Here is a 17,834-nt window from a genome sequence, read left to right as displayed (position 1 = left end):
CCCTACGAAGAGTTCAAGCGAATCGCTCGAAACAACGAGATGATTTCACGAGCCCAGGCTGTACCCGCTGTTCCGTCCTCGGGGTAAACACGTACGGCGCGGTCGGGACGACGGGACGAAACGGGAGTTCGCGCTCGCGGTGATGGAACGCGCCCGCGAGGCCCACGGGGTACCGCCGGAGAACCTGAAGGTCGTGTTCACCGAACACGACGGCCCGTCGATGATGGGGTACGACCGCGTCGGCGCGGCGTGGACGCCCGGGGAAGGGTGAGCCGAATGGCCACCACCCACACCCCGCCACGGACGCGCTCACTCGACGAGCCACGGCGCGAGATCGGGAAGGCGCTTGCGGAGGAGCGTGTAGGCGATGGAGACGGGGAGCGTCGCAACGGCGAGCAGTCGAATCGGCCGGTCGGCTCCGAAGAGCACGACGCAGACGCAGACGCCGCAGAGCGCGAGGTCCTCGGGCGCGCCGTCCCACCGGATCCAGTGGCGCGGGTGGAGCCAGCGTCGCCCGAGACGGCAGTAGACGCCGCGGTGGTCGTCGCGGAGCCACGGCCGCGGCGCGAGACCGCCGCCGAAGGCGTCGGCGATCGAGTGGAGGGCGGCGGCTCCGACGAACGCCGCGAGGCCGACGGTGAGCGCGTGCGTGCGAAGGCCGGCGAGGCCGACGAGGGGGACGAGACAGAGCGCGTAGTAGTCGGGGTAGTGGAGCGTCCGGCGGTGCTCGCCGACGAGGAGATCGAGGTCGGGAAAGACGCCCCCGCAGAAGGCGGCGAGGGCGGCGACGCCGGCGAACCGCGGCGAGAGCGGGAGGAGCGTGACGAGCGCGGCACCCATCACCGCGTGCGTCGTGACCATCACGGCCGGGACCTCGCGTGTGCCACGCCTAATCGAGGAGCGGTGTGCCGTCGGCCGCGGGGCCGAGCCGGGGACCGAAAACGTCCGCGTCCGTGTCGATCCGGCGGCGTTCGGTGTAGTCGGTGTTCCGCTCGACCGGCGGACGGCCGATCGCCGTGAGCATCTCGACGTAGTCACGGAAGGAACGGAACTCGCCGTACTGACCGCCCGCGCGCTTCGTGATCTCCTCAGAGAGGATGGTGCCCATGAAGTCGTCCGCGCCGCAGTTGAGGAGTTTGAGGCCGAACTCGTCGCCGTACTTCACCCACGAGGACTGGATGTGCTCGACGTTGTCGAGGAAGAGGCGCGCGACGGCGATCAGCAGTTCGTCCTCGGCCTTCGAGGCCCCCGACTCGACGACGCCGTGTTCGTGGAGCGGGGTGTCCTGGTGGATGAAGGAGAGCGGGACGAACTCCGTGATGTTGTCCGTCCGATCTTGGAGGTCGCGGATGACCTTCAGGTGCTCCACGCGGTGGGCCTCGTTCTCGACGTGACCGTACATCATCGTCGCCGTCATCGGGAGGCCGACCTCGGCGGCGGCGGCCATCGAGTCCACCCACTCCTGGGTGGTGATCTTGCCCGGACAGATGATCTCGCGCACCTCGTCGACGAGGATCTCCGCCGCGGTTCCGGGCACCGTCTTCAGGCCGACGTCCGCGAGCTCGCGGTAGACGTCCGCGTACCCCCAGTCGGCTCCGCGCTGCGCGTGATCGACCTCCTCGGGGGTCATCGAGTGGACGTGCGCGCCCGTCTCGGCCATCGCGGCGATCTGTTCGCGGTACGTCGTCGGATCGGTGTCGTACGCCTCCGGCGGTTTGTAGTTCAGCTCGGGATCGTCGGGGTCGAGGAGTTCGCGGTGCTCCTCGTTCAGCCCGAAGGCGGGATGAAGCCCCGATACCGACGTGACCTCGTAGACGCCGCGATCCACGGCGTCTTGGACGACCGCACGCGACTCGGCGGGCGACTTCGTGAAGCCGCCGTGCTCCTGTTGGTACTCCGTCTCGAACTGGTGGGCGGTGTCTTTGAAGTTACAGAAGAGACAGCCGGTGTTGCACGCCGTCGTGACGTTGTTGTTGACGTTGGCGATGAACGTCACCTCCTCGCCGACGACCTCCGCGCGCCGGCGGTCCGCGGCCTCCAAGACGAGTTCCTTCCGGTACGGATCGAGCCCCTCGACGTCGGTGCCGGTCGTGATGAGCTCGATCCCGTCGTCGACGGTCAGACGAACGCCGTCGCGGGCCTTCGAGAGCGCGTTCTCGAAGGACTGGTCGGTCTCGGGGACGACGTCGAAGCCGAACTCGTCGGCGTCGAGGTCCGCCGCCCGATCGTCGATCCAAGACATACACGTCGATTTCGCGCGCACACGCAAAAGCGGGCGGGTCCCGTCAGGTGAGTGGGGGAACCGGTGACGGACGTCGCCTCACGCGATCCGCGTCGAGCGGCCCGTGATGCGCTCGTAGAGGACGACGGCGACGGCGGCGACGCCCGCGAGCGCGAAGAGCGCGTCGAGGAGTGAGGGGCCCTCTGCGGCGAGGCCGTAGACGCCGATGATCCCGATGCCGACGGCGAGCAGGCGGTCGTGCTCGGGGACGCGCTCGCGGACGGGGACGGGGATTCCCGCGAGGGACACGAGGACGAGCGGGAGGAACGAGAGCACCTCGGAGAGCGGGGGCGAACCGAGGGCGAAGGAGACGACGCCGGTGGCGACGAGCAGCGCGTACGCGGCGCTTCGGTAGTCGAGCGAATCGCGGAGGGCCATGGGCGGCGGAACGCGGGGCGGGGAGAAAAACCTTCGCCGCGGAAATCCGATCAGACCCGCGAGAGGGCGAGTTCGAGGAGGGCGACGGCGCCCACGACCGCGCACGTGACGCCGTCGAGACGCCACACGCCGGTCACGGCGAGTCGGGCGACGCCGTAGACGCCGAGGGAGACGGCGGCGATCCGGTCGTACACCGGGACGGCGTCGCGGAGCCCGATCGGGACGCCGACGCCGAAGACGACCGCGACGAGGACGTACGCGCCGGTCAGTGCGACGTGCGTGGCGAGCGCTCCGAGCGCCGCACACCCGATCGCGACGCACGCGACGACCGGGCTCCAGCGATCGAAGTGATCAGTGAGCGACACGCGGAGCGTGACGACCGACCGAGGCAAAAAAGTACCGGCGCGCGCGTCGCGTGGTCGCGCGCACGCCTCAGGCGATAGTGGGCGAGCGCCCGGTGACGCGCTCGTAGGCGAGTTCGAGGAGGGAGACGGCGCCGACCAGGAGCATCGCCGCGACGGTGAGGCTCCAGCCGTCGCTGACGAACGCGGCGATCCCGAAGACGCCGAGGTAAACGCCCAGGAGCCGCTCGTACGACGGGAGGGCCTCCCGGACGGGGAGGAGCACGCCCGCGGCGAAGGCGACGACGCCGAGCGCGAGGGCCGCCGTCACCGGGGGCGTCGGGCGTCCGAACGCGAGGAGCGCGAGAAGTACCGCGGCGCCCAGCGCGGCGATCGGGCTCCAGTAGTCGACGCGGTCGCGAGCCATACCGGAGCGTGGGGCGACGGGGACAAAAGCGTTTTCGCGAGAGCACGTCGAGTGAGGATCGCCCCCGCTCACCTCTCCGACGCTCTGGTGTTCGCGTCTTCGGGGCGCTTACGCGTCGCGTCCCGCTTTTACGGCCGCGACGAGTTCCTCGGCGTTCTCGGTGATGGCCTCGAAGTCGCCGGCCGCGATGGCGTCCTCGTCGATGAGCGAGCCGCCCGCGCCGACGGCGGCGGCGCCGGCCTCGATGTACTCGCGGGCGTTGGACGGGCCGACACCGCCCGTCGGAACGATGTCGAGTTGGCCGAGCGGGCCCTTCAGCGCCGAGACGTGCGCGGGTCCGACGCTCTTCGCCGGGAAGACCTTCACCGCGCTCGCGCCGGCTTCGATGGCCGAGACGGCCTCCGTCGGCGTCATGATCCCCGGGAAGGAGGCGACGCCGTAGCGGTTGCAGGTCTCGATGACCGACTCGTGGAGCGACGGCGAGACGACGAACTCGGCACCGGCCCGAAGGGCGGCGTTCGCCGTCTCCTCGTCGATGACGGTCCCCGCGCCGACGTGGACCTCGGTGTCCGCGAAGTGGTCGGCGAGCGCGTCGATCCCCTCGATCGCGCCCGGCGAGTCCGCCGTGACCTCGATGGTCGTGACGCCGCCCGCGCGGAGGGCCTCGCCCGTGTCGATCAGCGTCTCCGGTTCGAGGCCGCGCATGACGGCGACGACGCCGCACTCCGTGAGCTCCGACAGCGTCGGGTCTGCTACCATGTTCGACCGTGGCGCGCGCCGAGTCATAAAGACGGGTGGAACGGAGATAGCACAGACGTGCATACCTCGGGTCTGAGATCGGTTCCGGTAGGCACGTCGATGGAAACCACTTAGTCCCCGGACGACGGAGGACGCGTATGACGAGCGTCAAGGACCTCCGCGTCGCGGACGCCCCGACGCGGGAGGCCGCCGGCCGCGGTCGGTTCGCGTTCACCGACGACTACAGCGTCTTCGACTGGGGGAAGATGCCCGACCAGATCCCGCAGAAGGGCGCGGCGCTCTGCACGATGGGCGCGTACAACTTCGAACTGCTCGAAGCCGCGGGCGTCCCCACGCACTACCGGGGCGTCGTCGACGCCGGCGACGCCGAGCGCGTCGTCGACCTCGACAGCGCGGGCACCCCGCCGACCGAGATGGCCATCGACCTCGTGCGGGTGCCCGACCTCCCGTTCGCCGACGGCGACTACGACTACGACGCCTTCCACGCGGAGGCGGGATCGAACTACGTGGTGCCCCTGGAGATCGTCTTTCGCAACACCGTCCCGGTCGGCTCCAGTCTCCGCTCGCGCGCGAGCCCCGAGGAGTACGGCCTCGACGTCGCCGAGTGGCCGGCCGAACCCGTCACCCTCGCGGACCCCGTCGTCGAGTTCTCCACGAAGTTCGAGGAGCAGGACCGCTACGTCGACGACGCCGAGGCGGACCGGATCGCGGGCGACGCCGCCGTCGCCGACCTCGAATCGCTCGCGCGTCGCGTCAACGACGTCGTCACCGAGCGCGCCGAGGCGGCGGGCTTCGAGCACCAGGACGGCAAGATCGAGTGCGCGGTGATCGACGGCGAGGTCGTCGTCGCCGACGTCGTCGGGACGTTCGACGAGAACCGCTTTTCCTACCGCGGCCAGCAGGTCTCGAAGGAGGTCGTCCGGCAGTTCTACAAGAGCTACGACCCGACGTGGGTCGACGCCGTGAGCGAGGCGAAGGCCGAGGCCGACCGGGAGGGCGTCGCCGACTGGCGCGAGCTCTGCGGCACGACGCCCGAGCGCCTCCCCGAGGACGTGATCGAGACGGTGTCGGCGCTGTATCGGGCGGGGACGAACGCCTACGCCGGGAGCGAGTGGTTCGACGCGCCCGACATCGACGCGGCCGTCGACGCCGTGCGGGACCTCTAACGCGACCTCGCTCCCGTCATCGGCGCGCTCGTCGACGTCGACGGCCCCGGCGCCGTCGCGGCCCGGAAGGACGGGCACGTCGCCGTCGGCCATGAGGGCAGATGAGCGGTCCATGAGCCGCGGTTCCGACGCGTACGTGCATTTCCGACCCAACTGTGAGCACTGTCCCGCTCGCGTTCGACCGCCTCACCCGAGGCGGCGAGGCGGGCTACCTCTTTGTAGCGCCGGCACCTCTCCTTCGACATGATCGTCACCGAGGCCGGCGACCGCTATCGGTTCGTCACCCAACCCGACCACGCGGCGCTCAGCGGGCGCTTCGCGCGCCACTGGGGCGGCGGGGACACCGTCCTCCCGGGCCCGCGCGTCCCGTTCGTCGTCGCCGCCGAGACCCACGACCAGGGGTGGAGCGACTACGACTGCCGACCGCGACTCGACGACGACGGCGACCCCGTCGATTTCGTCGCGGTCGACGGCGACGACTGGACCGACTTCTACGCGCGCGGCGTCGACGTCGCCGCGGACATCGATCCCTACGCCGGCCTGCTCGTCTCGATGCACGCCGCCGGCCTCCGCCGCGGGGGCTACGGCGTCCGCACCGAGATCCTCGACCTGAGCGACGAGGCGCCGTTCGCGTCGTTCGTCGACGCGCAGGAAGCGCGCCAAGCGGAGTTCGCGGCGTCGCTCGACCTCCCCGAGCGCGACCGGGAGACGCTCGACGTCCTCCACGCCGACGGGACGGCCCCGGCGGGCGCGATCCGCGGCGACCTATGGAAACACTACCTCCTGTTGCAGGCGCTCGACTCGCTCTCGCTCTACGCCTGCCACAGTGCCCGGTTCGAGGCGACGGAGATCGGGCCCGTCCCGGTCACGGGTGACGACACGGCGACGCTCGACGTGACGCCGGTCGGCCCCGCGACGCTCCGACTCGATCCCTACCCCTTCGAGATCGACACGCTCGCCGCGACCGTCCCGCAGCGGATCGTCCCGACCGACGCCGACGACCTCGTGAGCGCCTACTACGACGCCGACGTGCGGCGCTTCGAAGTCACGTTCGTCGCCTAGTCGTTCCGGCGGGGAGGACGCCCGCGGTCGGTACGGCGTGAGTGATCGCACAGCGCCGCGACCGTACGGCGCCCGGCCCGGGCGACGGGACGCGACACGCCGGCAGACGGGAAGCGATTCGCGAGCGGGATTCGAGGGAGCGGGAGCCACACGAACGTGCAACATCCCCGCTTTTTCAGAAGTCTTTTTGACCACGGTCACGCACTCACGGGCGATGAGCGCCTACACCGCGACGGTGACCGTCCGACTGAAGCGCGGCGTCCTCGATCCCGAGGCCGAGACCACGAAACGCGCCCTCGAACGCCTCGGTTTCGAGCTGGAGGCGCTGCGCTCGACCGACCGCTTCGAGGTCGACCTCGACGCCGCGGACGCGGACGCCGCGGCCGAGCGCGCCGAGGAGATGGCCGAGCGCCTGCTCGCCAACCCGACGATCCACGACTACGACGTGGACGTCGCCGCGCGCGAATGATCGCCGTCGTGCGCTTCGGCGGGTCGAACTGCGATCGAGACGCCGTGCGCGCGCTCGACGCGGTCGGCGTCGACGCGGAAATCGTCTGGCACGAGGACGGCCTCCCCGCCGACACCGACGGCGTGGTCATTCCCGGTGGCTTCTCCTACGGCGACTACCTCCGCGCGGGCGCGATGGCGGCGCGCTCGCCCATCATGGACGACGTCCGCGCCGCCGCCGAATCGGGCACGCCCGTCCTCGGGATCTGTAACGGCGCGCAGATCGGCTGTGAGGGCGGTCTGACACCCGGGGCGTTCACGACGAACCGCTCGGCGCGCTTCCAGTGCGAGCACGTCCACCTCCGCGTCGAGAACGCCGACACCCCGTGGACGCGCGCCTACGACGAGGGCGACGTCGTCGAGTTCCCCATCGCGCACGGCGAGGGGCGCTTCGAGATCCCGGACGCCGAACTGGCGGCCGTCGAGGACGAGAACCGGGTGCTCTTCCGCTACTGCGACGCCGACGGGACCGTTACCGACAAAGCGAACCCGAACGGCTCGAAGCACAACGTCGCGGGACTCCTCGGCGCGGACGAGACGATCGCCGTCATGATGCCCCACCCGGAGCGCGCCGCGCTCCCGCTCCTCGGCAGGACGGACGGGCAGGGCGTGTTGGAAGCGTTCGCGTAACTGGCGAAGCCGGTTACGCGGACAAGTGAGCGCCCGCGCTGACCTCGCCCCCGTCGAACCGCACCCGAGCCCCGAACGACCGTCGCCGGTCTCGTGACGGAGACAACTTACTTACTCGTTCAGTCGAGACACTGACGGGATGCCCTCCAACGCACTGACGCGCCGCGGGCTGCTCGCAGCGACGGGAGCGACGGCGCTCGCCTCCCTCACGGGGTGTATGGGTCGTGTCGTCGCCGGGACCGATCGCGTTCACGAGCGGGACGCCCCCGTGGGCGACGTCACCGGGGCGTGGCCGACCTACCAACACGACTTCGCGAACACCGGCGGGACGGCCGACGGCGGTCCGTCCAGCGATCCGGCCGTTTCCAGCGTCGCGGCCGTCGGCGTCGCGACCGGCACCTCGGTAACGCTCGCCGGTGGCCGTGGTATCGTGGGGTACAGCGACGGGGACGGCGAGGCGGGTGCGTATCGTGGCTTCGGACTCGACTCGTCGAAGGCGTCGTGGTCGGTTCGGTATCCGTATGGGAAGTCGACGCCGACGGTCGCCGGAGACGCGGTCTTCGTCTCGACGGCGGAGTTCGTGGCGGCGTACGACGGCCGGAACGGCGAGCTCTGTTGGCGAACCGATCAGGGCGGCTACGGAACGGTGTCGAACGCGCCCGTTCTCGCCGCGGACGTCCTCCTCACGGACGACGGGGAGACCGTCTACGGTCGCGACCCCGCGAGCGGCGAGAAGCGCTGGCGCTACGACGCAGGCGAGTCTACGGCGTCCGTCGTCGCCCGCGACGGTGACGCGTACGCGGCCGTGGGTACGGACGGAGAGACCGGCGTCGCCGCCCTCGACCCCGCATCGGGCGAGGAGCGCTGGCGACGGCACGACCTCCCGGAGAGTACCGTCCCGCTCGTGGTCGGCGAGAACCACCTGTACTACGCGGCCCATCGCGGCGACGTGTACGCGCTCGCGCTGGACGACGGGGCGACACAGTGGCGCGCGTCCGTCCCGCTGCCGGAGAACGGGAGTCCGTACGCCGCCGTGAGTAGCGACACGCTCCACGTCCAGTCACCCGACGGCGCGCTCGCGGCGTTCGACGTGACTGACGGAGCCACGAGGTGGGCGAGGGAGCTCGACGCCGACCTCGGGCCGCGTCCGCCGGTCGTCGCCGCCGATACGCGGTTCGCGCTGGGGGAGGAGACGCTGTACGCACTCGACGCCGCGAGCGGCGAGACGACGTGGTCGCTCGGGCTGGACGTCCGACCCGCGCTCATGAGTGCGCCCTCGGTTCGCGGGAGCGCGCTCTACTACGCCGGTCACGGCCGCGACTCCGGCGTCGTGCGCGTCAGCGACTGATCGCGACCGGCCGACCGACGGGCCGAGACGACCGGAACGACACCCGAACCGCTCTATTCCTCGCGGATCGCCACGCCCGGCTCGGATGTCCGGTCGCGCGTCGCGCGACCTATTCCTCGCGGCCCCCTCCGGCCGCCGTTCGGTGAGTAGCGATTCTTCGCCGCCGCCCAGAACCGCCTACTCCGCCAGCGGGAGGTTGTAGGCCGTCTCGCGTTCGAGGACGGCGTCGTGCGTGAGTTCGCACTCACAGCTGACCTCCTCGAAGACGCTCGGGTCCTGCCGGAGGTCGAAGTCCTTGATGGCCTCGTAGACGAGGTCGTCGCACTCCCCGCAGTTGTGCGGGCCCCGGTCGGAGCCGTTCCCCACGGGGTCGGAGACGACGATGACGTCCTCGTCGGCGGTCTCCTCCAACACCTCGGCGACCGACCAGAGCCACGGCGGGCGATAGCCGCCCCGGAAGTGGAGTTGGTCGACCATCGTGTAGCGCTGGACGTTCGTCGGGTTCATCGAGACGGTGTGACAGCCCTCGACGGCCGCGCACTTCTCGACGGAGGTCTTCATGTCCGCGACGGCCTCGGACTCGGAGAGGAAGGGCGGCTTCATCAGGAGATAGGCCTTGACGCCGGCGCCGACGGAGCGTGCCTCAGCGGCGGCGTCCTCGAAGTCCGCGAAGTCGAAGTACTTGTTCACGCAGTCGTGGCGAACGCGATCGGTGGCGGTCTCCAGACCGACGGCGACGTCGGTTTCGAGACCGACGTCCGTGAAGTCGGAGACGCGCTCGGCCTCCACGAAGTCGGGGAGGCTCTCGACGACGATGCGCTCGCGGTCCGCGAAGGTGTCGGCGATCGCACTGCGAGTCTCGGCGGGGACCTCGCGCTCGTCGAGGAAGCTCCCGGAGGTGTAGATCTTCACGAGCCCGGATTCGTCGTCGGCCTCCTCGGCCTCGTGGTCGAGGCAGGCCTGAATCTGGTCCATGAGGGCGTCGTGGCCGACGCTCCCGCCCTCGACGGACTCGGCGACGTAGCCGCACATCGTGCAGCCGCCGGCGCGCGCCCAGCGACAGCCGCCCGTGTTCAGGATTATCGTCAGGCTCTGGTAGACGCCGTCGGGCGTGTTGTCCTCGTCGAGCCACACCCGCGTCGGCTCGTGCGGGTCGTACTCCTTGTTCCCCTTCTCGGCGCGGAGTTCGCGCATCACCTGATTGTGCGCGTCCATCCCGCGCCCCTGCTCGTACACCTCGGGGGACGGCTTACTCATTACCACGTAGAAGCCCGGGCGCGCGTAAAACCCCCGCGGTCGCCCCCTACCCGCGGTCGAGGGCGGGGACGGCGACGACAACGCTTAGGCGGCCGGCGGCCGGGTTGCGCGTGTGTCCGAGTCAACGTCGATCGCGGTCACGCTCGAACGCGCGTTCGCGGTCGCCCCCGAGTCCGTCTGGGTCGCCCTCTCCGATCCGGTGACGACCCGCGAGTGTCTCCCGAGGTGTACGGCGCTCGCGCCCGTCGCGGACCGCGAGCTCCCGTCGGGATCGATCGCGCGCCTGCTCGCCACGGACCCCGAGACGCGCGACGCGCGGACGGTCTCGGCGGGGGAGCGGTACGACGCGGTGATCGGTGCGGGCGTCCGCGGCGCCGACGTCGAAATCGACGTGGACGTGACGGTCACGGAGCGCGACTACCCCGACATGGTCGTCGAGGGAGCCATCGGCGACGACATCGACGCGGCGATGGAAGCGACACTCGCCCTCGACGAGCGAGAGGAGGGGTGTCTCGCGACGTGGCGCGCGGAGGCGGCGGTCGGCGGGCGACTCGCCGCGGACGACCGGCGTGCCGTCGAATCGACGATCACGCGCGTCGCCGCCGACTACTTCGACGGGCTCGACGACCGCCTCGCCGCGCTCGGCGGCCCCGAGAGCGAGCGGGCGGTGAAGGACCCCGAGTGGAGGTAGCGCGACACGAGGGCGACGAACCCGAGGAGCGCCGGCGGGTCGTCGCGGCGGACCGCCCACGCGCCGGCGACGACGATCGCCGCACAGCCCGCGGCGTGCAGGAGCGCGTCCCACGGGAGCCCACCGGCGGTCGGCGCGCCGGCACCGGGGAGAGGGTCGCGGCGGCGAACGAGACGACGAGGAGCGCGACGGGGACGCAGCGGGGACGCGGCGGGGGCGGACCGACACGTCAGGTCACGAGCGGGAGGCCGAAGCGGATCGCCCAGAAGACCCCCATCCCGACGGCGATCGTGGCGAGGACGTCCTCGGTGTAGTAGGCGACGCCGGCGGCGACGAGGCCGGCGACGACCTTCTCTTGGGCGATCGTGGCGGCGACGGTCGCGCGGATCGTCACGATGTCCGGGACGACGAGCGCGGCGAGGACGGCAGCGGGGACGAAGGCCAGTGCGCGCTCCGCCCAGTCGGGGACGCCGCCGACGCGCCCGAGGAGGCCGATGAAGGAGAAGCGGATGAGGAACGTCGGGACGGCGATCGCGGCGATGAGCGCCCACGTCGTGAGGGCGTCGTAGGTCGTCATCGCCGCCACCCCGCGACGACGAGGCCCGCGACGATGCCGGCGAGCGCGCCGACGAGCAGGCCGGCGTTGAACGGCCAGTCCGCGCCGTAGACGGCGATCGCGGCGCCGACGACCGCCGCGGCGGCGTGCGGGACGCCCTCGATGGCGGGCACGAGGAGGGCGAGGAAGACGAGCGGCACCGCGAAGCCGAGCCCCCACGAGGACGGGACGCCGGCGCCGAGGAGGACGCCGGCGGCGGTCGTGACCTGCCAGACGGCCCAGAGGGCGAACGCGACCGCGAGGTAGTACCAGCGTCGATCGACGTCGGACTCACGGTAGGTGGCGACGGAGAGCGCGAAGGCCTGATCGGTGAGCGGGTAGGCGAGGAGCGCGCGCCAGCGCGCGGCGTACCCCTCGAAGTACGGGGCGAGCGACGCCGAGTACATCGCCATCCGGAGGTTGATCGCGACGGCGGTAGCGACGACGGCGACGAACGCCGCGTGTCCCTCGACCAGCGAGAGCGCCGCGAGCTGTGACGCGCCGGCGAAGACGAAGACGGAGAGCCCCATCGCCTGCGGAAAGGTGAAGCCGGCGCGGCTGGCGGCGACGCCGGCGACGAGTCCGAACGGCACGATACCGACGAGGATCGGCAGGGCGTCGCGGAGGCCGCGAGCGAGCGCGTCGCGTTCCATGCGTGACAGTCGACCGGCCGCGAGCTAAATCCCATCGAACCCGACGCGGGCGTCGGACCGGGCCGGGCGTGGCACGGACGGACCGGCCGAGAGGGCGTGACCCCAGCGGATCAGCGGAGAGGGCTGCTACGGACGGATCGGCGCCGACGGCGCGCGCGGACGTGACGAGGCCGTACCGGAGTCGCGGGGCGTGAGGGGCGACGCGCCGAGACGGGCGGGTTTCTTTGCCGATCCGGCCGTGGGAGGACGTATGGTCATCCACGAAGTCGACGTCCCCGGCGTCGGCAAACAGTACGAGGTGGCGACGAACGGGGAGACGCGCTTCGTCGTCATCGTGCACCACGACGGCCGCCGGGAGATCTACCGGCGCGAGGGGCCGGACGCGGACGCCGAGAAGCTCTTCGATCTCGACGCGGCGACGGCTCGTGAGGCCGCGAGCGTCCTGCAGGGAACCGACTTCCGACCGCTCGATCTCGACGACGTCGAGGTCCCGCTCGGCGACGCGATCATGGAGTGGGTGGAGGTCCCCGCGGACTCCCCCGTCGCGGGTGAGACGCTGGCTGCCGCCGGCATCCGCGCGGAGACGGGGGCGACCGTCGCGGCCGTCCAGCGCGGCGCGGAGACGCTCGCCAACCCCGGCGCGGACACGGTCCTCGAACCCGGCGACATCCTCGTCGCCATCGGGTCGCGCGCGGAGCAGAAGGCCCTCCAGTCGCTCGTGGCGCCGGGCGAGGGCGAGACGGCGTAGGATGGCGGACGTCCTCTTCGAGACCGGTATCGCGTTCCTCGCGCTCGCGCTCGCCAGCGCGCTCGCGCACCGCTTCGGCCAGTCCGTCATTCCCGCGTACATCGTCGCGGGCGTCGTCGTCGGCCCGTACGCCCCCACGGAGGTCGCGGGCGTCTCGCTCGCGCTCGTGACCCACGGCGAGTTCGTCACCACCGCCGCCGAGATCGGGATCGTCCTCCTGTTGTTCTTCCTCGGACTGGAGTTCGACGTCGGCTACCTCCTCTCGCAGGGCCGGGAGCTCGCGCTCCTCGGGAGCGTCGACTTCCTCGTCAACGGCGCGGTCGGCGTCGCGCTCGCGTACGCGTTCGGCCTCGGCCCGCTCGGCGCGGTGTTCGTCGTCGGGATCGTCTTCGTCTCCTCCAGCGCCATCGTCACGAAGTCGCTGACGGACGCCGGCTGGCTGGCGAACCCGGAGAGTCGCACCATCCTCGGGACGCTCGTCGTCGAGGACATCATCGTCGCCGTCTACCTCGCGGTGCTCGCCGCCGTGGTCGGCGGCGGTACGCTCGCGGGGGCGGCGACGAGCGTCGCGGGGTCCTTCTGCTTCCTCGCGGTCCTCGCCCTCGTCGCCTACTACGGCAGCGATCACGTCGAGCGCGTCTTCGACGTCGGCCCGGACGAGCTGTTCGTCCTCCGGGTCGTCGGCGTCGCCGTCGCGGTCGGCGCGCTCGCGCTCTCCGTCGGCGTCAGCGAGGCCGTCGCCGCCTTCTTCGTCGGCACGGCATTCAGCACGACCGATCTCGTCGAGCGAATCGAACACCTCGTAACGTCGCTCCGCGACGTCTTCGCCGCCGTCTTCTTCTTCGCCATCGGCCTCGACACCGACCTCCGCGTCGTCGCGGGCGTCGCGCTCCTCGTCGCGGTCGCCGCGCTCGCCACGACCGCGAGCAAGCTAACGAGCGGCTACGCGGGCGGGCGGCTCACCGGCCTCGATCCCCGACGTTCGGCGCGCGTCGGTATCGGCCTACTCGCGCGCGGGGAGTTCTCGCTCATCGTCGCGACCCTGGCGGCGGCGAGCACCGTCCCCGCGATCCGCGAGACCGTCCCGCCGTTCGCCGTCGGCTACGTGCTCGTCATGAGCATCCTCGGGACGGTCGCCATCGCGCGCGAGGGCGTCCTCACCTCGCGTCTCGCCTAGCGCCCGAGCACGACGGCCGTCCGCACGTCGAGGGCCGTCTCGAACTCCCCGAGGCGGTCCGCGCGGTCGCCCGCGAGCAGGAGAGTGGCCTCGTGGGCGCGTTTGACCGCCGTGGTCTCCACCTCGGTGAACGCCAGCGCCGCACCCGTCCGCGCCCAGAAGTCCGCGTCCGCGAACAGCACCACGCCGTCGCGCGCGCCGATCGCGCGCTCGTACTGCCGTTCGAGGGCGCGCTCCTTCCCGCGGAGGTAGTCCGCGACGCGCCCGAGGAGCGCGTCGAGCGTCGCGGGATCGACGTCCGCGCCCTCGCACGCGGCCGCCGGGATCGGGTGCGTCATCGCGTCACCGCTCCTCGCTGTGGCGGACGTCGACGACGACGCCGCGCGTCGCGTCCGCCATCGCCGACCCGTGGACGGTCGCGCGCCCCACGGCGAACGCCGCGGGGCCCTCGACGACGACCTCGTCGCCCGGCCGGATCGACGCGTCAGCGTCGAGCACGCCCGGCGCGAGGACGTTCCCGCGGGGGACGAACGAGTCGATCTCGACTCGTTTCGTCGGCACGTCGCTCGCGTCCCACGCCCGCGCGCCCGCGAGGGAGAGCGAGAGCGTCCCGTACTGCGGGACGAGCGCCGCCAGCTGCTCGCCGTCGCCGTCGAGCGCCTGCAGTTTGGGGTAGCGTCCTTGGAGGGTGAAGTCGTCCTCGGGAAAGAGGACGTCGCCCGCGCCGTCGCCGAACTGGTAGTCCGCGACCGCGCGGAGGGTGGCGGCCTCGCGCTCTTGCACCCAGATCTGGTCCTCCCCTTGGAGGGCGGCGTTCAGTTCGCCGAGCGACTCGTCCGTCGTCGGGTGATCGACGACCGTGTACTCGACGGGGACGTCGCGCCCCGCGGTCGCGCGCTCGACGATCTCCCGGTATCCGTCGGTCGGGACGTGCGCGACGATCCGCGGGTAGTCCGTCCGGTCGAGGTAGCGTTCGAGGACCGACGTCACGAACTCGAGTTCGTTCTCCGTCCACCGACCCGTTACCACCGAGTCGTAGTGTTGGGCGGGATACGTGAGTTCGAGTTCGGTGGGGACGACGCCGATCGGTGAGGTCATCGAGACGACGTGCCCCCGATAGCTCGCGGCGTCCTGGAACTGCCGGTGGCTCTGCGAGTCCGAGTAGGGTTTGCGCGCCGAGCAGGGCACGAGGAGGAGGGGGTGGTCGTCGAGGCGGGGCGTGTACCGTTCGGTGACGCGCTCGGCGAAGCGCTGGATCTCGACGCGCCGCAGGGCGTCCTCGCTCGCCGCGAGGAGGAGGCTGTCGCGCTCGATCGGCGTGCGCTCCTCGACGTAACGCCACTGCTGGTCGAGCTCGCGGAACGCCGCGGTCGTCCACGCCTCGTGACGGGCTTGGCCCTCGATGTAGTCCCGGAGACGACCCCGCCGGATGCGCCCGCGGACGCGCGCGAGTTCGGCTTGGAGGGCGTTCACGTTGTGCGCGGCGCAGTCCTCGCGGTCGAACTCGGCGAGCGGCTGTCGGCACGCCGGGCAGGCGCACGGCAGCTCGTCGAGGTCTGCGAGGTCGTACTCGCCCTCCGTGGTGAGATAGCGCCCCTGCGTCCCGCGGACGACCGCCCGGTCGCCGTCGACGAGGTCGACGCCCGCGTAGACGAGCGTGGCGACGTTCGACGGCGTCGCCGCCCCGGAGAGGTAGAGGGCGGTGTCGTCGGGGGTCGCCTCGCGGACGTCGAGCACGGCGTCGCGGAACGAACTCGCGTGCCCGACGAACCCCGGTGCGCCCGAGACGACGTAGACGTCCGCGCCGTGATCGGCCGCCGTCTCGGGCGAGACGACGGCACCGCTCGGGTAGTCGACGTCGGGGTGCTCGACCGCGAAGGACGTCTGCACCTCCTCGGCGGTCCCGCGGGGGAACCCCCGATGCGGGAGGATCGTCACTCGGGACTCGTCGCCCTCGGGCACCTCGCGCTCGGCGTTCCAGAGGCTCCCGGCGTCCGTCACGACGTCGTCCGCGAGACACGGCGTCGTCACGGGGTCGGCGAGGCGCAGCTCGCCGATTCGGGCGGCCGCGTCCCGGCGATGAACCTCGAAGTAATCGGTCATTGGCGGGAGTCGGGGACGAGAAACAAAGGGTCTTACCTTACGCACGCCGGCGTCACGTCCGGACGCGCCGCGCCGACGACGGAGTCCGCCGCGGCTCCGCCGGTCGTTCGACCGCGCCGACTCGTCCCGCTCGCGTCCGGTCGGCCGCTACGCCTCGTCCTCGGGGCCGGTCAGTCGGTCCTCGCCGAGGTCGAGCGTTTCGACGCGCGGCGGGACGTAGTCGAGGGCGTCCGCCGGCCACGACTCGTGGGCGAGCGTGAACTCGGCGTCCGGGTGCTCGCCGGCGAGGCGGGCGACGCCCTTCGCGGCCGCCTCGTACCCCTCGCGGTCCATGTTCGCCGGCGTCTCGGCCGTGAGCGGGTAGACCTCGGAGAGCGCGGAGGGGTACGGCCCGAACGGCGGCGTCACGCGCCAGCAGTCGTCGTAGCCGTCGTGACGCGGCCCCTCGGTGAGGAGGACGCGGCCCTCGGGGGAGAGGCGCGCGAGGCGCTCGCGGTGGCGCAGTACCTCGGGGCGGCGCGCCGACTCCGCGGAGGCGTAGAAGAAGGCGTCCTTGCTCGCGGGGTCGCTCGCCTCGTACTGGCCGGCGTGATCGAGGAGCGCCCGATAGCCGTCGAGGGTGCGCGGGTGGGCGTGCGCGCGGGCCTCCACGAGTTCGAGCAGGTCGCCGTCGCGGACCGCTTGCTTCACCCGGCGGAGCTCGGTGAACGAGACGTGGAGGTTGTGCTCGGCGAGCAGCTCCTCGCGGGCCGCGTCGGGCATCCGCCGGACGTCCTCGGGCGCGTGCTCGGTGCAGATCGGACACGAGCACGGGAAGTGATGCAGGTCCGCGAGCTGTTCGGTGCCGTGGACGGTGAGGTAGCGATCGTCGCGGGCGTAGAGGGCGTACGCCGCGGAGTCGAAGAGGTCACACCCGAGGGCGACGGCGAGCGCGAACATCATCGGGTGGCCCGCACCGAAGAGGTGGACGGGCGCGTCCGCCCCCAGCCCGCGTTTCGCGCCCGCGACGGCGCGCGCCACGTCGTCGTAGCGATAGTCGTTCATCATCGGCACCGCCGCGCCGACCGGGAAGACGTCGAGGTCCGTCGCGTAGGCGTGCGCCCCGGCCTCCTCGCGGAGATCGGGGTACGTCGAGCCCTGCACGGGCGCGTTCACCAGCATGTCGCCGACGTCCACCGTCTCCGCGAGTTCGAGACGCTCTTGTGTCGTGCGCAGTTCCTCCTCCGCGCGCGCCCGGTCGACGTCCGGGGGCGTCGGGATGTCCACGGGCGTCCCGATGTCGCTCCCGATCTCGTGCTGGAACGCGAGGATCTCCTCGGTGTCGGTGTCGATCTCGCCGTACTCGGAGAGCTGGAACGACCCCGAGTCCGTCATGATCGCGCCGTCGAAGCCCAGCAGGTCGTGGAGGCCCTCCTCGCGGGCGCGCGCCGCGAGGTCGTCGTCGCGCTTGATGATGTAGGAGTTCGTGATGAGGATCTCCGCGCCGAACTCGTCGAAGCGCGCGGGGTCGACCGTGATCACGTTCGGGTTGACGACGGGGAGGAGCGCGGGCGTCTCGACGGTCACGTCGGCCCGCGGGACGTGCAGGTCGCCGACGCGGCCGCCGGCGTCCTGCGCGCGGATCTCGAAGACGTCTCTCATTGGTGGTGATGGGCGGAGGGCGTCACTAAGGGTTGCGTTCGGTGGCGGCGTTACGCGTCCGGACGCGTCG

General features: G+C 71.4%; 21 protein-coding genes. 9 read left to right on the top strand and 12 right to left on the bottom strand.

Annotated elements, in window-relative coordinates; all coding sequences use genetic code 11:
• The first annotated feature begins 142 nt into the window (after positions 1-142).
• Positions 143-271 (top strand): hypothetical protein, encoded by a 129-nt coding sequence (locus tag J2754_RS16440; RefSeq protein WP_281063867.1) that lies wholly within the window; start codon positions 143-145, stop codon positions 269-271.
• A gap of 38 nt (positions 272-309) precedes the next feature.
• Here the strand turns inward: J2754_RS16440 and J2754_RS07935 are convergent, their stop codons facing one another.
• The 6 genes from J2754_RS07935 to J2754_RS07910 form a co-directional block, all read right to left on the bottom strand.
• Positions 310-861: a metal-dependent hydrolase gene (locus J2754_RS07935; protein ID WP_211087132.1), complete on the bottom strand. Its 552-nt coding sequence runs from the start codon at positions 859-861 to the stop codon at positions 310-312.
• Positions 862-889: 28 nt separating this feature from the next.
• Positions 890-2,242 carry a 7,8-didemethyl-8-hydroxy-5-deazariboflavin synthase subunit CofH gene (gene cofH, locus J2754_RS07930; RefSeq protein WP_211087131.1) on the bottom strand — a complete coding sequence of 451 codons (1,353 nt, stop codon included), beginning with the start codon at positions 2,240-2,242 and terminating at the stop codon, positions 890-892.
• 78 nt (positions 2,243-2,320) lie between these two features.
• Positions 2,321-2,659, bottom strand: a complete 339-nt coding sequence (locus J2754_RS07925; protein ID WP_211087130.1) for a hypothetical protein — start codon at positions 2,657-2,659, stop codon at positions 2,321-2,323.
• A gap of 50 nt (positions 2,660-2,709) precedes the next feature.
• Positions 2,710-3,024, bottom strand: coding sequence for a hypothetical protein (locus J2754_RS07920; protein WP_211087129.1), 315 nt, complete (start codon positions 3,022-3,024; stop codon positions 2,710-2,712).
• Positions 3,025-3,091: 67 nt separating this feature from the next.
• A complete protein-coding gene (locus tag J2754_RS07915) occupies positions 3,092-3,427 on the bottom strand; it encodes a hypothetical protein (RefSeq protein WP_211087128.1) in 336 nt (111 codons plus the stop codon).
• Between the two features lie 108 nt (positions 3,428-3,535).
• The gene (locus J2754_RS07910) at positions 3,536-4,186 is read right to left on the bottom strand and encodes a bifunctional 4-hydroxy-2-oxoglutarate aldolase/2-dehydro-3-deoxy-phosphogluconate aldolase (protein WP_188876652.1); all 651 of its coding nucleotides are present in this window, start codon (positions 4,184-4,186) and stop codon (positions 3,536-3,538) included.
• A gap of 137 nt (positions 4,187-4,323) precedes the next feature.
• On the opposite strand from J2754_RS07910, the gene J2754_RS07905 reads away from it, so the two are divergent.
• The 5 genes from J2754_RS07905 to J2754_RS07885 all read left to right on the top strand — a co-directional run bounded on the left by J2754_RS07905 (position 4,324) and on the right by J2754_RS07885 (position 8,899).
• Complete coding sequence (locus J2754_RS07905) at positions 4,324-5,352, top strand: phosphoribosylaminoimidazolesuccinocarboxamide synthase (RefSeq protein ID WP_188876650.1); 1,029 nt, start codon at positions 4,324-4,326, stop codon at positions 5,350-5,352.
• Between the two features lie 243 nt (positions 5,353-5,595).
• Positions 5,596-6,414, top strand: coding sequence for a DUF3891 family protein (locus J2754_RS07900; RefSeq protein ID WP_211087127.1), 819 nt, complete (start codon positions 5,596-5,598; stop codon positions 6,412-6,414).
• 214 nt (positions 6,415-6,628) lie between these two features.
• Positions 6,629-6,883 (top strand): phosphoribosylformylglycinamidine synthase subunit PurS, encoded by a 255-nt coding sequence (gene purS / locus J2754_RS07895; protein ID WP_188876646.1) that lies wholly within the window; start codon positions 6,629-6,631, stop codon positions 6,881-6,883.
• Entirely contained in the window at positions 6,880-7,551 is a 672-nt protein-coding gene (gene purQ / locus J2754_RS07890; RefSeq protein WP_188876644.1) for a phosphoribosylformylglycinamidine synthase I, read from the top strand. The genes purS and purQ overlap by 4 nt, the downstream gene beginning before the upstream one ends.
• 139 nt (positions 7,552-7,690) lie before the next feature.
• Positions 7,691-8,899 carry an outer membrane protein assembly factor BamB family protein gene (locus tag J2754_RS07885; protein WP_188876642.1) on the top strand — a complete coding sequence of 403 codons (1,209 nt, stop codon included), beginning with the start codon at positions 7,691-7,693 and terminating at the stop codon, positions 8,897-8,899.
• Positions 8,900-9,076: 177 nt separating this feature from the next.
• Here J2754_RS07885 and J2754_RS07880 read toward each other — a convergent pair whose 3' ends face one another.
• Positions 9,077-10,156, bottom strand: a complete 1,080-nt coding sequence (locus tag J2754_RS07880; protein ID WP_211087126.1) for an archaeosine biosynthesis radical SAM protein RaSEA — start codon at positions 10,154-10,156, stop codon at positions 9,077-9,079.
• Between the two features lie 112 nt (positions 10,157-10,268).
• On the opposite strand from J2754_RS07880, the gene J2754_RS07875 reads away from it, so the two are divergent.
• Positions 10,269-10,847: an SRPBCC family protein gene (locus tag J2754_RS07875; RefSeq protein WP_211087125.1), complete on the top strand. Its 579-nt coding sequence runs from the start codon at positions 10,269-10,271 to the stop codon at positions 10,845-10,847.
• Positions 10,848-11,076: 229 nt separating this feature from the next.
• On the opposite strand, the gene J2754_RS07870 is transcribed toward J2754_RS07875, so the two are convergent.
• Together J2754_RS07870 and J2754_RS07865 are read right to left on the bottom strand one after the other, a co-directional pair.
• Positions 11,077-11,424, bottom strand: coding sequence for an AzlD domain-containing protein (locus J2754_RS07870; protein ID WP_188876636.1), 348 nt, complete (start codon positions 11,422-11,424; stop codon positions 11,077-11,079).
• The gene (locus J2754_RS07865; RefSeq protein ID WP_188876634.1) at positions 11,421-12,095 is read right to left on the bottom strand and encodes an AzlC family ABC transporter permease; all 675 of its coding nucleotides are present in this window, start codon (positions 12,093-12,095) and stop codon (positions 11,421-11,423) included. The genes J2754_RS07870 and J2754_RS07865 overlap by 4 nt, the downstream gene beginning before the upstream one ends.
• Before the next feature lie 250 nt (positions 12,096-12,345).
• Between J2754_RS07865 and J2754_RS07860 the strand changes: the two genes are divergently transcribed.
• Both J2754_RS07860 and J2754_RS07855 read left to right on the top strand, forming a co-directional pair.
• Complete coding sequence (locus tag J2754_RS07860) at positions 12,346-12,843, top strand: cation:proton antiporter regulatory subunit (RefSeq protein ID WP_211087124.1); 498 nt, start codon at positions 12,346-12,348, stop codon at positions 12,841-12,843.
• A 1-nt stretch (position 12,844) separates the two neighbouring features.
• On the top strand, positions 12,845-14,020 hold the full coding sequence (locus tag J2754_RS07855; protein ID WP_211087123.1) for a cation:proton antiporter: 1,176 nt from the start codon (positions 12,845-12,847) through the stop codon (positions 14,018-14,020).
• Here J2754_RS07855 and J2754_RS07850 read toward each other — a convergent pair.
• The 3 genes from J2754_RS07850 to tgtA form a co-directional block, all read right to left on the bottom strand.
• On the bottom strand, positions 14,017-14,358 hold the full coding sequence (locus J2754_RS07850) for a DUF8048 family protein (RefSeq protein WP_211087122.1): 342 nt from the start codon (positions 14,356-14,358) through the stop codon (positions 14,017-14,019). The two genes, J2754_RS07855 and J2754_RS07850, sit on opposite strands and share 4 nt — an antisense overlap.
• Before the next feature lie 4 nt (positions 14,359-14,362).
• Positions 14,363-16,123 (bottom strand): archaeosine synthase subunit alpha, encoded by a 1,761-nt coding sequence (gene arcS, locus J2754_RS07845; RefSeq protein ID WP_211087121.1) that lies wholly within the window; start codon positions 16,121-16,123, stop codon positions 14,363-14,365.
• 147 nt (positions 16,124-16,270) lie between these two features.
• Complete coding sequence (gene tgtA / locus J2754_RS07840; RefSeq protein ID WP_211087120.1) at positions 16,271-17,764, bottom strand: tRNA guanosine(15) transglycosylase TgtA; 1,494 nt, start codon at positions 17,762-17,764, stop codon at positions 16,271-16,273.
• Between the last annotated feature and the right edge of the window lie 70 nt (positions 17,765-17,834).

Origin of the sequence: Halarchaeum nitratireducens (assembly GCF_017874695.1) — an archaeon.
Lineage (GTDB): Archaea > Halobacteriota > Halobacteria > Halobacteriales > Halobacteriaceae > Halarchaeum > Halarchaeum nitratireducens.
Note: the sequence above shows the minus strand (reverse complement) of the source record. Positions and strands in the feature narration are given on the sequence as shown.